The following is a 12,959-nucleotide window of genomic DNA, read 5'->3' as shown; positions in this document are numbered from 1 at the left end:
CGACACGCCTGACGGCGCAACCCGCACGCACAAAAAAGCGGGCGCCGGCCTTCCCCGCCGTCGCCCGCTGGCCCCGCTTTCATGGCCGGCGTCCGCGCGACTGCACGGACGCCGGGTGTCGCTTACTTCTCGTAGGCCGATTCGCCGTGCGAGACGATGTCCAGACCTTCGCGTTCTTCGTCCTCGGTCACGCGCAGACCGACGACGAGCTTGACGATTAGCATCACCACCGCGGTGACCACGGCGCACCACAGCACGGTGAACGCGACGCTGATGAACTGCACCCATACCTGCGCGCCGATCGCGAGATCGACTTCGGTGCCGCCCAGCGACTGTGCGCTGAAGACACCCGTCAGCAGGGCGCCGACGATGCCGCCGATGCCATGCACGCCGAACACGTCGAGGCTGTCATCCGCGCGCAGCAGGCGCTTGAGACCGGTGACGCCCCACACGCACAGCGCGCCTGCGGCCAGACCGATCACCAGTGCGCCCATCGGACCCACGGTGCCCGCAGCCGGCGTGATGCCGACCAGACCCGCGATCGCACCCGAAGCCGCGCCCAGTGCCGACGGACGGCCCTTGGTGAAGGCTTCGACGATGCTCCAGGCGACCACGCCGGCCGAGGTGGCGACCATGGTGTTGAGCATGGCCAGCGACGCGCTGGCATCGGCCGCGAGCGCCGAGCCGGCATTGAAGCCGAACCAACCCACCCACAGCAGCGATGCGCCGATGAAGGTGAACGGCACGCTGTGCGGCTTGATCGCTTCCTTGCCGTAACCCAGACGCTTGCCGAGGAAGTACGCGCCCACCAGACCGGCGACACCGGCGTTGATGTGCACCACCGTGCCGCCGGCGAAATCGATCACGCCCTTGTGCGCGAGGAAGCCCGCTTCACCGCTCCACACCATGTGCACCATCGGCAGGTAGGCGAACGTCACCCACAGGATGGAGAACAGCAGCACCGCCGAAAACTTGATGCGCTCGGCGAAGGAGCCGACGACCAGCGCCGTGGTGATACCGGCGAACGTCGACTGGAACACGATGAACAGGAATTCCGGCAGACCGCCCGCATCCGTTTCCGCGGTGATGCCGCGCAGGAAGGCTTTCTCGGTGAACGAACCGAAGAACGCGTTGCCTTCGGTGAACGCTGCGCTGTAGCCGTAGGCCACCCACAGGATGATCACCACCGAGAACACCACCAGCACCTGCATGATCACCGACAGCACGTTCTTCGAGCGCACCATGCCGCCGTAGAACAGCGCCAGGCCCGGCACCACCATCAGCAGTACCAGCAGCGTGGAGGTGAGCATCCACGCCACGTTGCCGCTGTCGAACGTCACGGCCTCGGCCGTTTCCACCACCGCCACGGCGGTTTCGGCCGCCGGCAGGTCCTGCGCGAATGCGCCACCTGCCACGCCGAACAACGCGCACGCACACAACAGCATCAGGCACAGCGCCTGCATCCGGGTCTGCCACCCGCGGGACTCGATCTTTTTCATTTCAGACATCTCCGTGGGGTCAGAGCGCGTCGGCGCCGATTTCGCCGGTGCGGATACGCAGGGCCTGTTCCAGGGCGAGTACGAATACCTTGCCGTCGCCGACCTTGCCGGTGCCCGCCGCCTTGGTGATCGCCTCGATCGCCGCCTCGAACACGTCGTCGCTGACCGCGCATTCGATCTTCAGCTTGGGCAGGAAATCGACGACGTACTCGGCGCCGCGATAGAGCTCGGTATGGCCTTTCTGTCGGCCGAAGCCCTTGACCTCGGTGACGGTCAGGCCGGTGACGCCGGCCTCGCCGAGTGCCTCGCGGACCTCGTCGAGCTTGAACGGGCGGATGATCGCGATGATCAGTTTCATGTGGGTCTCCAGATGCGCGCGCGCCGCGTCAGAACGACTTGGTGACGGCGAGGGTGATGGTGTCGTCGGGACCGATCAGGTCGTTGTCGTTGAAGTTCAGTGCGATGTCGAAGCCGTTGTCGAACGACTTGCCCACACCCGCCGACCAGAACGCGTACGTCGCAGTGCCCGCGCTGCCGGCGACCCACTGCTTGCCCACGGCGCCGTTGAGCGTCCAGCTGGGTGCGAACTCCCAGCCGACGGCGACGTCGAGATTGCTGCTGCCGTCGGAGTCGGGAATGCCGAACAGATCGGTGACGGCGTACGAGTACTTCGCGCTGAGGATGTGCCAGCTCACACCGGCGTAGAGCTCGGTGGTGTCGGCCTTGTTGAAGCCGGCGGGATAGCTGCCCGGATACCAGTAATACACGGCGCCGACGTCGTAGCCGAAACCCGAATCGCCGAAATCGCCGCGGAAGCCGACGTAGCCGTCGAGCTCGAGCTGGCTGGAGATGTCGGGATCGGAGTCGGACAGCCAGCTGATGCTGCTGCCCCAGGTGCCGACGTAGAAGCCGCTGTCGTGCGCCCACTCGACACCGCCCTGCAGGGCAGGGTGTTCGTCGGTCTGGGTGATGCCGCGGAACAGGTAATCGCTGGTCAGCGTGATCGAGCCGGAGACTTCCGCGTGTGCGGCACCGGCGGACAGCAGACCCGCGCACAGCAGTGTGGCGAGTGCGTTCTTGCGTGACGACATGACAGGCTCCTCAAATGAATGAAAAAGCCCTCCCCGGTCAATGCGACCTGCGTCTGTTGTTGTTCTTGTCGCAGGCGAAACGTTCGACGCCGGCGTGCCCCCTGGCTGCCGTCGCCGCGACCGACGCTCTATGGCGTCTGTGCGGCCGCTTTCCGATCCATCGGTTGAATCCGGACTCCGTATGCCTGTCGGCGGTGCCGCCCACCGTGGGGGAGGGAGGCGCCGCCATCGGGCGGTGAAACGCAACGGGGCCGGCCAATGGCCGACCCCGTGGTGGTGCGTCAGATCGCGTGGACCATCTGGTATTCGAGTGGGTGAGACGGGCACGCCTGCGCGGCATTGCCGCGCGTGCCCGACGAACGCCCGGCGCGCTGCGACGGGCCGGACAGCCGCCCCGCCGACACCACGACAATGACGTTCCGGATATGCATCAGATCGCGTAGTACATCTGGTATTCGAGCGGATGGGTCGCGCCGCGGAACGCGGTGACTTCCTTCATCTTCAGCGCGATGTAGGCATCGATGAAGTCGTCGGAGAACACGCCACCGGCCTTGAGGAAGTCGCGGTCCTGGTCGAGTGCGTCGAGTGCCTGGTCCAGCGAGTGGCAGACGGTCGGGAAGTTCTTCTCTTCCTCGGGCGGCAGGTCGTAGAGATCCTTGTCGCTCGGGCCGCCCGGATCGATCTGGTTCTTGATGCCGTCCAGACCCGCCATCATCAGCGCGGCGAAGGTCAGGTAGCCGGACTGCATCGGATCGGGGAAGCGCATTTCGATGCGGCGCGCCTTCGGGTTGGCGACGTAGGGAATGCGGCACGAGGCCGAGCGGTTCGACGCCGAGTAGGCCAGCATCACCGGCGCTTCGAAGCCCGGCACCAGACGCTTGTAGGAATTGGTCGACGCGTTGGAGAACGCGTTGATCGCGCGGGCGTGCTTGAAGATGCCGCCGATGTACCACAGCGCCATCTGGCTCAGGCCACCGTAGCCGTCACCGGTGAACAGGTTGGTGCCGCCCTTGGCGAGGCTCTGGTGCACGTGCATGCCGCTGCCGTTGTCGCCCACGATCGGCTTGGGCATGAAGGTCGCGGTCTTGCCGTTGCGGAAGGCGACGTTCTTGATGATGTACTTCATCGTCTGCAGCTCGTCGGCTTTCTTGACCAGCGAGTTGAAGCGCGTGCCGATCTCGCACTGGCCCGCGTTCGCGACTTCGTGATGGTGCACTTCGACTTCGATGCCGACCTGTTCCAGCGTCTTGCACATCTCGGCGCGGATGTCGTGCAACGAATCGAGCGGTGCGACCGGGAAGTAGCCGCCCTTGATGCCGGGACGGTAGCCGCTGTTGCCGCCTTCGTACTCCTTGGCCGAGTTCCAGTGCGCTTCTTCGGATTCGATGTGGAAGAAGGTGTGACCCATCTCGTTCGCGTAGCGCACCGAATCGAAGATGAAGAACTCGGGCTCGGGACCGAAGAACGCCTGGTCGGCGATGCCGCTGGACTTCAGGAACGCCTCGGCCTGCTTGGCGATGCCGCGCGGGTCGCGCTCATACGACTGCATCGTGGTCGGGTCGAGGATGTCGCAGGTGATGACCAGCGTCGGATCGGCGGTGAACGGATCGACGAACGCGGTGGACGCATCGGGCAGCAGCACCATGTCGGAATTCTGGATGCCCTTCCAGCCGCTGATCGACGAGCCGTCGAACATCTTGCCGTCTTCGAACAGGCCGGGCTCGATGATCGACTTCGGGAACGTGACGTGATGCTGCACGCCGCGCATGTCGGTGAACCGCAGATCGACGAACTCGATCTTGTGGTCCTTGATCAGCTTCTCGAGGTTTTCGGTGGACATGGGGCAGACCGCCTTGCGTATTGATTGTGAGCTGTACATACGCAATCGCCGTGCCAACCGCGCACCTCTTTCGAATCAATGACTTGGCACCCGGACATGGGCGCCCGCGCGGGATGCGGGGACCGGAATGGTGCGTTGCGGCGCGGAATGCACCTGTATGGTGCGTCAACCCGGCAGGGGCAGGCCGCGGTCTGCCTTGACCGTGCGCAGGACGAAGCTCGAGTTCACGTCGTCCACCGCGGGCTGGTTGAGCAGCCGGTCGAGCAGGAAGCGGGAGAAGTGTTCGAGATCGCGCACCACCACCTGAAGCAGGTAGTCCATGTCGCCGGTCAGCGCGTGGCAGGCCACCACCTCTTCCCAGCCGTTGACCAGCGACGCGAAGCCGGCCACCGCGGCGCTGTCGTGATGCTTGAGCTGCACGCGCACGAACGCCTGCAGGCCGAGCCCCAGACGCTCGGCACTCACTTCGGCGCGGTAGCCGGCGATCACCCCGTCGCGTTCCAGCCGCTGCACCCGGCGCAGGCATGCCGAGGGCGAGAGGTGGACGCGCTCGGCGAGGTCGGCATTGGTCAGCCGGCCATGGCGCTGCAGCTCGGCCAGCAGCAGCAGATCAGTGCGGTCGAGCTCGGCGGCGGCCATGTGTTGTCCTGAATTGACGTTCGACGCACGATTATTGCGCGAATCAGACGTCAGCCTGCAACGACGCAAGCCTGTTGCACGGCATCGGCGCTATCGTCGGGGATCACGGAAGTTACCGGAGTCGCCATGTCCGCCCAGCCGAACACACCGCGCCGCGTCGAGAACCTGCAGACCGACAAGGGCCGCGTGCCGGTCTATGCCACCGGCATCGTCGAACAGCCCTGGGACACCTACAGCGCCGACGACCACGCGACCTGGGCGACGCTCTACGCGCGCCAGCGCGAACTGCTGGTCGGCCGCGCCTGCGATGAATTCCTGCAGGCGCAGGACGCGATGGGCATGACCCCGGACACGATTCCGAAGTTCACCGAGCTCAACGCAGTGCTCGAAGCCGCCACCGGCTGGACGCTGCTCGGCGTCGAAGGCCTGCTGCCGGAGCTCGACTTCTTCGACCATCTCGCCAACCGCCGCTTTCCGGTGACGTGGTGGATCCGCCGCCCGGACCAGATCGACTACATCGAGGAGCCCGATCTCTTCCACGACCTGTTCGGCCACGTGCCGCTGCTGATGAATCCGGTGTTCGCCGATTACATGGAGGCCTACGGCAAGGGCGGCGTCAAGGCGCACGGCATCGGCCCGGACGCGCTGCAGAACCTTACGCGGCTGTACTGGTACACGGTCGAGTTCGGCCTGATCCAGCAGGCGGATGGGCTGCGCATCTTCGGCGCCGGCATCGTGTCGTCGAAGGGCGAGTCGATCTACTCGCTGGAATCGGATGCGCCCAACCGCATCGGCTTCGATCTGGAGCGCATCATGCGCACGCGCTACCGCATCGACACCTACCAGAAGACCTACTTCGTCATCGACAGCTTCGAACAGCTGATGGATGCGACGCGGCCCGACTTCACCCCGATCTATGCGCGCCTAGCGCAGCAGGACACGGTGGGCGCGGGGACGGTGCGCGAGGAGGATCGCGTGTTCCACCGCGGGACGGGCGAGGGCTGGACGGCGGGTGGGGATGTCTGAAGGCCCGGGTCGGCGTTCGCGCTGACCCGTTTCCTTGCGGCGCGTGACGTACGCACGCGACATCGGCGTCTCAGCGATTCCACGTCCACTGCGCGCCGAGCATCACCCCGCGCCCGGGGCCAGGTTCGTAGAACCGGCCGTTGCCTTCGTTGACGATCACCGAGCCGATGTAGGCCTGGTCGAGCACGTTGTCGACGCGCACGAAGGTCCGCAGTTCGCCGGCATCGAACCGCCAACGCCGCGCGCCTTCCAGGTGCAGCAGCGCGTAACCGGCCGCGCGTCCGGTCGCGAGATCGTCTACGACGACATCGCCCACGCCCACGCCTTCGATCGCCGCGCTCCATGGCCCGCCGCTCCAGTCCAGCCGCGCGAACAGCTGTTTCGCCGGCACACCCGGAATGCGCGCGCCGGCCGCGACCGGCGTGGCCGGCACGGTGCATCCGACGCCGGTGCAGACGCGATAGTCGTCGCGGAAGGTCGCATCGAGCCAGGTCGCGGCAATGCTTAGATCGAAGGCGTCGCCCAGCGGCTGGCGCAGCGACAGCTCCGCACCCTGGCGCCGCGCGCGGCCGATGTTCTGGAAGCTGCTGCGGCCGCCCACATTGCGCGCGACCGCGAGCTCGTCGTCGGTGTCGGCGCGGAACAGCGCGGCGTTGAGCGTGGTGCCCGAACGCGCCTGCCACTTGCTGCCGATCTCGAGGTTGTCGCTGACCGCCGGCGCGAGATCGAACGCGAGCCCGGCGCCGCCGTCGGCGCGATAGCCGAGTTCGTTGAAGGTCGGCGTCTCGAAGCCGCGCCCGGCGGAGGCGTAGACGCGCAGATCCTCGCGCGGCGCGAACGTGACGCCCGCGACTGGCGAGGTCTGGCGGAACGCGATACGGCCGCTGTCGTCCGGGTTGGTGGCGGTCACGAACGCGTCGCGCGAGACGAACTCCACCTCGCTGTGGCGGACGCCTGCCAGCAACGACCAGCGCGGCGCGAAGGTCCAGTAGAGCTGTGCGAATTGGTCGCGGTTCTCGACGGTGTTGCGCTCGTCGCGGCGCAGCCGTCCGCGCACGCCGAGCGTGTCGCCGACGAAATTCTCGAAGCCCTGACGGTCCTGACGCTGGCGATCGGCGTTCGCGCCGACCGTCGCCTCGAGCGGACGCCCGGCCAGCGTGCCTTCCCAGCTCCAGCGCAGATCCAGCCCGCCGTAGCGGTTGTCGAGATCGATGACGCCGCCCGAGTTCAACGGATTGCCCTGCGCAGCAGGCGGAATCGGCAGGTACTGCACCACCGCGCGCTCGCCGCCGTAGGCCATCGCGCGCACGGTATGCGCCTCGCCGATGCCGTGTTCGTAGACCGCGCCGGCCTGGCTCTGGCGTACGGTCTTGCGCGTGTCGAACTGGCGCGCGACCGACGCGACCTGGCGCGGGTTCTCGCGCACCTGCGCGGCGGTCAGGCCGAGCGGATCCTGCGCATCGATGTCGACATGGTTGGCGACGAGATCGAGCCGGCGACGATCACCGAAATCGAAGCGCAATTTCGCGTTCGCCGAATCGCGTCGCGCGGCGCTGTGGTCGCGCCAGCCGTCGGTGTCGAACCGCGACAGCGCGAGGTTGTAGCCGACCGCCTCCGTACCACCGCGCAGCTGCGTCGACAGGCTGGTCGTGTCGTCGCGTCCGTGGCTGGCCTTGAACCGCCAGGGATCGCCGGGCTGCCCGTCGGCGCTCCACAGCTGCACGACACCGCCCGAGGAGTTGCCGTACAGCGCCGAGAACGGGCCGCGCATGATCTCGATGCGGTCGCCGCCGACCAGACTGAAATGCGAGAGCTGGCCCTGGCCGTCGGGCATCGACGCCGGAATGCCGTCGGCGAACAGGCGCACGCCGCGCACGCCGAACGTGGAACGTGCGCCGAAACCGCGGATCGACAGCTGCGTGTCCTGCGCGTGGTTCTGCCGGTCGCGCGCGAGCAGGCCGGGCACGCCCGACAGCGGTTCGGACGCGACGGTGCCGGCGCGGTTGCTGTCCGCGTCGTCGAGGCGGATCGCATCGACCGAGGCCGGCGTGTCGAAATCGCTGACCCCGCGCAGGCGCGTCGCATCGACGCGCACGCGTTCGAGTGTGGTGGGGGCATCGCGCGCCGCCTGTGCGTGCGCGAAGCCGGGCGAGAGCAGGATCAGCGATAGCGCGATTGCCAGCGCGGTGGGGGCCGCGCGCATCAGCCGAACACCAGCTTGCCGCGCATCACGTTCCAGTGGCCGGGGAACGAGCAGAAGAAGGTGTAGTCACCGCCGCGCGTCAGAGCGGCGGTGGGGAAGGTGATGGTCGTCGTCTGGCCGCCACCGATGACCTTCGTGTGCGCAATGACGCGCGTGTCGCCGGCGGGCAGATAGCTGCTGGCGAGGTTTGCGCGGCCGCCGGCGATCGCGACCGGGCGATAGTCCGCCGTGCGGGTCAGCACCCAGTTGTGGCCCATGGCCGCGGCCATCTGCCGCCCGGTGTGGCGCAGGGTGAGCCGCACCTGGGTGCAATCGGCGGCGACCCGCAGCTCGTTCGTGTCGAAGCGCATCGCATCGTTGCTGCCGATCGACAGATCGCAGGTCCGCGCGAACGCACCGGTAGCGGGCAACAACAGCAGCAGCGCGAGCGCGCCGCGCAAGACGCGGTTCGGCATGACATCTCCGGGGAAATCGGGGGGGTGTGATGCGACGCATCGCGTCGCGCATTGTCGCAAAGGCCGGCGTGAACGGCCCGGGACGGAATGTCGCAGGGACTGTTCGCCCACCCGTCGACGGCGGCGCAGCGGCGCCGGTTGTCGCGTCAGCGCGCGCCGCGCTCCATCACCGGTCGCGCGTCCGCCATCGCGATTGCAGACGCCCGCGGCGCCGACACCGCAGCGTCGGCACCTGCCTGCGACACGCGGTGCACGACCCGCGAGCCACCTGCCCGTCACCGGGCAGGCTGACGTCCGTCCTCAGCCGCGGCTGACCGCCGCGACGGCTTCGGCCACGTAATCCAGATTTTTCAGGCTCAACGCAGCCACACAGATGCGGCCCGTGCCGACGGCGTAGATGCCGAACTCGTCGCGCAGGCGATCGACCTGGGCGCGGCTCAGGCCGGAGTACGAGAACATGCCGGCCTGCTCGCCGATGAAGGCGAATTCGGGCGCGCCGTTGGCGGCGAGTTTCTCGACCAGGCCCGCACGCAGGGCGTGGATGCGCTCGCGCATCTGGCCCAGTTCCGTTTCCCAGCGCGCGCGCAGTTCGCTGCTGCCGAGCACGCCGGCCACCAGCGCGGCGCCATGCGTCGACGGGCTCGAATAGTTCGCGCGGATGATGCGCTTGATCTGCGACTGCACGCGCTTGCTCTCGTCGGCGTCGGCCGAGACCACGGTCAGCGCGCCGACGCGCTCGCCGTAGAGCGAGAACGACTTGGAATACGAACTGGCCACGACGAAGGTCGCGATGCCCGACTCGGCCAGCAGGCGCACCGCCGCGGCATCTTCGTCGATGCCCTTGTCGAAGCCCTGGTAGGCCATGTCGATGAATGGAAACAGCGCGCGCTCGCGCAGCACCTCGATGACCTGGCGCCACTGGTCGACGGTGAGGTCGGCGCCAGTCGGGTTGTGGCAGCAGGCGTGCAGCAGCACGACGGTGCCGGCCTCGAGCGTGCGCAGGTCGGCGAGCATGCCGGCGAAGTCGACGCCGTGCGTGGCGGTATCGAAATAGGTGTAGTCGACGACGTCGAAGCCGACCGCGCCGAACACCGCGCGATGGTTCTCCCAGCTGGGGTTGCTGATCGCGATGGTCGTGTGCGGCAGCACCTTCTTCAGCAGGTCCGCGCCGGTGCGCAGCGCACCGCTGCCGCCGATGGTCTGGGTAGTGGCGACGCGGCCCGCGGCCAGCAGCGGCGAATCCACGCCGAACAGCAGCTCGCGGGTGGTCCTGGTGTAGTCGGGCATGCCGTCGATCGGCAGGTAGCCGCGCGGCTTGGCTTCGGCGGCCAGGCGCTGTTCGACCTCGCGCACCGCGTCGAGCACGGGGATGCGGCCGGCTTCGTCGTAGTAGATGCCGACGCCCAGATTGACCTTGGTGGTACGCGGATCGGCGTTGTAGGCCTCGGTCAGGCCGAGGATGGGATCACCGGGGACGAGTTCGACGTTCGCGAAGAAGGAGGACACGGGAGACTGCCTGCACGACGGAGGGGAGGGGGCCGGTCGCGCGTGTCGCCAGCGACCAAACCCGCCCAGAATACCGGCCCCCGCCCACTGGCGCGATCTTCGCCGTGGGACAGCCATCGCCTTTGGCGCGACAATGCCGGTCTCCCCGCCGCCCAGGACCGCCCGCGCATGCCCAGCATTTCCCTGACCCGCCATCTGATCGAGGAACAGCGCTCGGGCCACGTGACCCCGGATCTGCGCCTGCTGCTGGAAGTGGTGGCGCGCGCCTGCAAGCGCATCTCGGTGGCCGTGGGCAAAGGCGCGCTGGGCGATGTGCTGGGCGAGGCTGCGGCCGCCGGTGGCGGCGACAGCATCAACGTGCAGGGCGAGGCGCAGAAGAAACTCGACGTGATCAGCAACGAGATCCTGCTCGAGGCCAATGCCTGGGGCGGCCATCTCGCCGCATGCGCCTCGGAGGAGATGGAGCATTGCCAGCAGATTCCCGACGCCTTCCCGCGCGGCAATTACCTGCTGGTGTTCGACCCCCTCGACGGCAGTTCCAACATCGACATCAACGCCAGCGTCGGCACGATCTTCTCGGTGCTGCGCTGCCCGGAAGGCGTCAGCGCGGCGCAGGACCACGATTTCCTGCAGGCCGGCAGCACCCAGGTCGCGGCCGGCTACTGCCTGTACGGCCCGAGCACCATGCTGGTGCTGACCATCGGCCATGGCACGCACGCGTTCACGCTGGACCGCGAGCAGGGCTCGTTCGTGCTGACGACCGGCCACATGCGCATCCCGGCGCAGACCCGCGAGTTCGCGATCAACATGTCCAACCAGCGCCACTGGGAAGCGCCGACGCAGGCGTACGTCAACGATCTGCTGGCCGGTCAGGACGGCCCGCGCGCCCAGGACTTCAACATGCGCTGGGTCGCGGCGATGGTCGGCGACGTGCACCGCATCCTGACCCGTGGCGGCATCTTCATCTATCCCTGGGACCGCAAGGACCCGGCCAAGCCCGGCAAGCTGCGGCTGATGTACGAAGCGAATCCCATGGCCATGCTGGTCGAGCAGGCCGGCGGCGCGGCGACCAACGGCCGGACGCGCATCCTCGACATCGCCCCGACGTCCCTGCATCAGCGCGTGCCGGTGTTCTTGGGCTCGAAGGACGAAGTGGAGACCGCGACCCGCTACCACCTGCAGCACGACAGCGCCGCCGCATGAGCGCGCCCGCCGATTTCATCGAAGTGACCCCGGGCGCGCTGTCGGCCGACGCCTGCGCGGCGATCGTCGCGCGGCTGCGGGCCAGCCCGGATCTGCAAGCCGGCGAGATCGGCGGCGGCGTGTATCCCGAACTCAAGCGCAGCCGCGACCTGTCGATCAACGACCGCCCCGACTGGGCCGACGTGGTGCAACAGCTCAACGTCGCGGTCTACGCCGGCCTGATGGCCTACCTGCGCAAGTATCCGCAGACCCTGATCGCCCCGCTGATGCTGCAGCAGCCGGGCAGCGATGGCGCACTGCGCCGCCTGGGAGCCGACGACTTCCCGACGATGGACGACCAGCGCCTCGGCGGCCTGCTGCAGACCTGCCTGCGCCCGGGTGCGATCAACCTGCAGTGGTACGCGGCCGGCGAGGGCGGCTACCCGTACTGGCACTGCGAGCTCTACCCACGCGACGCCAGCGGCGAAACCCTGCATCGGCATCTGTTGTGGACGCTCTACCTCAACGACGGCTTCGACGCCGGCGAAACCGAATTCCTGTTCCAGCATCGCAAGATCGCCCCGCGCACCGGCGACCTGCTGATCGCACCGACCGCCTTCACCCACACCCATCGCGGCAACCGACCGCAGAACGGCGACAAGGTCATCGCGACGAGCTGGATTCTGTTCCAGCGGTCGGAGACGTTGTACGGGGGCAGTTGATCCGAGTACCTCTCCCTCCGGGAGAGGTCGATGCGCGCAGCGCATCGGGTGAGGGCTGCTATTTTTGCTTTTGCTTTCGGCTCTTGATCTGAAATCGAGCCGTAAAGCGAGCCGAGCACCGGAGCCTGGCGTGGCCGAAGAGCAGCCCATGTCTGAGCGCAGCGAGTTTGGGCTGCGTGCCGCGTCAGGCGAGGCGCGGAGGGCACCGACGCGGCTTCACCGCGTCGGCTCGCGTCCGGCGAAGGGACCTTTTGGTTCCTTTTGGGTCCATCCAAAAGGGACTCGCACGCGCAGCGGGCGAAAGCTCTGTACTTGCTGTTCGCTCGAACCTTTGGCTCTGGCTTGGCTTGAATCGTTGGATTCGATCTTTTCAGACAACCTCGCCCTAGGGCGAAGATCAAGGACAGGGCTTCCGCGCTGTCGCGCGGCTTACTTTTGTCTTGGCAAAAGTAAGCAAAACCGTCTTCGCCGGACGCGATCCGCCGCGATAAAACCGCGGTGGTCCCCTGTGCTTCTCGGGCGACGGGGCACGCAGCCCAAACTCGCTGCGCTCAGACATGGGCTGCTCTTCGACCCCGTCGCCCTGCGATGCTCGGCTCGCTCTACGGCTCGATTCAAATCAAGAGTTAGAGCCAAGCCAAAGCAAGGCAAACGCAAAAAACAAAAACAAAAGCGATCAAGGCGAAAGTAGACATCGCGTCTCGTCTGTGCACGCCACAAACGGCACGCGGCACACGCACTGCGAGCGAGACGCTGCTCGCATCAGATGGTGTCAGACCGCCTCACCAGTCGGAAC

11 protein-coding genes are annotated in these 12,959 nt (G+C 67.2%); 3 read left to right on the top strand and 8 right to left on the bottom strand.

The window, feature by feature from the left end:
• Positions 1-122: 122 nt before the first annotated feature.
• The 5 genes from CURTO8I2_RS11640 to CURTO8I2_RS11620 form a co-directional block, all read right to left on the bottom strand.
• Entirely contained in the window at positions 123-1,499 is a 1,377-nt protein-coding gene (locus CURTO8I2_RS11640) for an ammonium transporter (protein ID WP_159681229.1), read from the bottom strand.
• Positions 1,500-1,518: 19 nt separating this feature from the next.
• Positions 1,519-1,857 carry a P-II family nitrogen regulator gene (locus CURTO8I2_RS11635; protein WP_159681228.1) on the bottom strand — a complete coding sequence of 113 codons (339 nt, stop codon included), beginning with the start codon at positions 1,855-1,857 and terminating at the stop codon, positions 1,519-1,521.
• A gap of 28 nt (positions 1,858-1,885) precedes the next feature.
• A complete protein-coding gene (locus CURTO8I2_RS11630; protein WP_159681227.1) occupies positions 1,886-2,590 on the bottom strand; it encodes a TorF family putative porin in 705 nt (234 codons plus the stop codon).
• Positions 2,591-3,020: 430 nt separating this feature from the next.
• Positions 3,021-4,430 (bottom strand): type I glutamate--ammonia ligase, encoded by a 1,410-nt coding sequence (gene glnA, locus CURTO8I2_RS11625; RefSeq protein WP_159681226.1) that lies wholly within the window; start codon positions 4,428-4,430, stop codon positions 3,021-3,023.
• Positions 4,431-4,595: 165 nt separating this feature from the next.
• Positions 4,596-5,069, bottom strand: coding sequence for an Lrp/AsnC family transcriptional regulator (locus CURTO8I2_RS11620; protein ID WP_159681225.1), 474 nt, complete (start codon positions 5,067-5,069; stop codon positions 4,596-4,598).
• 126 nt (positions 5,070-5,195) lie between these two features.
• Here CURTO8I2_RS11620 and phhA point away from each other — a divergent pair, with 126 nt between their 5' ends.
• A complete protein-coding gene (gene phhA / locus CURTO8I2_RS11615) occupies positions 5,196-6,095 on the top strand; it encodes a phenylalanine 4-monooxygenase (protein ID WP_159681224.1) in 900 nt (299 codons plus the stop codon).
• Positions 6,096-6,165: 70 nt separating this feature from the next.
• Here the strand turns inward: phhA and CURTO8I2_RS11610 are convergent, their stop codons facing one another.
• The 3 genes from CURTO8I2_RS11610 to CURTO8I2_RS11600 all read right to left on the bottom strand — a co-directional run bounded on the left by CURTO8I2_RS11610 (position 6,166) and on the right by CURTO8I2_RS11600 (position 10,259).
• Complete coding sequence (locus tag CURTO8I2_RS11610; protein ID WP_159681223.1) at positions 6,166-8,298, bottom strand: TonB-dependent receptor; 2,133 nt, start codon at positions 8,296-8,298, stop codon at positions 6,166-6,168.
• The gene (gene azu / locus CURTO8I2_RS11605; RefSeq protein ID WP_159681222.1) at positions 8,298-8,753 is read right to left on the bottom strand and encodes an azurin; all 456 of its coding nucleotides are present in this window, start codon (positions 8,751-8,753) and stop codon (positions 8,298-8,300) included. Before azu ends, CURTO8I2_RS11610 begins: the two co-directional genes overlap by 1 nt.
• Before the next feature lie 300 nt (positions 8,754-9,053).
• Positions 9,054-10,259, bottom strand: a complete 1,206-nt coding sequence (locus CURTO8I2_RS11600) for an amino acid aminotransferase (protein WP_236551090.1) — start codon at positions 10,257-10,259, stop codon at positions 9,054-9,056.
• Between the two features lie 168 nt (positions 10,260-10,427).
• Between CURTO8I2_RS11600 and CURTO8I2_RS11595 the strand changes: the two genes are divergently transcribed.
• Both CURTO8I2_RS11595 and CURTO8I2_RS11590 read left to right on the top strand, forming a co-directional pair.
• On the top strand, positions 10,428-11,462 hold the full coding sequence (locus CURTO8I2_RS11595; RefSeq protein WP_159681220.1) for a class 1 fructose-bisphosphatase: 1,035 nt from the start codon (positions 10,428-10,430) through the stop codon (positions 11,460-11,462).
• A complete protein-coding gene (locus CURTO8I2_RS11590) occupies positions 11,459-12,163 on the top strand; it encodes a 2OG-Fe(II) oxygenase (protein ID WP_159681219.1) in 705 nt (234 codons plus the stop codon). Before CURTO8I2_RS11595 ends, CURTO8I2_RS11590 begins: the two co-directional genes overlap by 4 nt.
• Positions 12,164-12,959 lie beyond the last annotated feature (796 nt).

The sequence above is a fragment of the Luteimonas sp. 9C genome (genome assembly GCF_902506295.1).
Classification (GTDB): Bacteria; Pseudomonadota; Gammaproteobacteria; order Xanthomonadales; family Xanthomonadaceae; genus Luteimonas.
Note: the sequence above shows the minus strand (reverse complement) of the source record. Positions and strands in the feature narration are given on the sequence as shown.

What these genes read in the sequence shown, in the direction of transcription:
- CURTO8I2_RS11590 (WP_159681219.1), top strand. Translation starts at nt 11,459, where the DNA reads ATGAGCGCGCCCGCCGATTTCATCGAAGTGACCCCGGGCGCGCTGTCG.
- CURTO8I2_RS11630 (WP_159681227.1), bottom strand. Translation starts at nt 2,590, where the DNA reads ATGTCGTCACGCAAGAACGCACTCGCCACACTGCTGTGCGCGGGTCTG.
- phhA (WP_159681224.1), top strand. Translation starts at nt 5,196, where the DNA reads ATGTCCGCCCAGCCGAACACACCGCGCCGCGTCGAGAACCTGCAGACC.
- azu (WP_159681222.1), bottom strand. Translation starts at nt 8,753, where the DNA reads ATGCCGAACCGCGTCTTGCGCGGCGCGCTCGCGCTGCTGCTGTTGTTG.
- CURTO8I2_RS11610 (WP_159681223.1), bottom strand. Translation starts at nt 8,298, where the DNA reads ATGCGCGCGGCCCCCACCGCGCTGGCAATCGCGCTATCGCTGATCCTG.
- CURTO8I2_RS11635 (WP_159681228.1), bottom strand. Translation starts at nt 1,857, where the DNA reads ATGAAACTGATCATCGCGATCATCCGCCCGTTCAAGCTCGACGAGGTC.
- glnA (WP_159681226.1), bottom strand. Translation starts at nt 4,430, where the DNA reads ATGTCCACCGAAAACCTCGAGAAGCTGATCAAGGACCACAAGATCGAG.
- CURTO8I2_RS11620 (WP_159681225.1), bottom strand. Translation starts at nt 5,069, where the DNA reads ATGGCCGCCGCCGAGCTCGACCGCACTGATCTGCTGCTGCTGGCCGAG.
- CURTO8I2_RS11640 (WP_159681229.1), bottom strand. Translation starts at nt 1,499, where the DNA reads ATGAAAAAGATCGAGTCCCGCGGGTGGCAGACCCGGATGCAGGCGCTG.
- CURTO8I2_RS11595 (WP_159681220.1), top strand. Translation starts at nt 10,428, where the DNA reads ATGCCCAGCATTTCCCTGACCCGCCATCTGATCGAGGAACAGCGCTCG.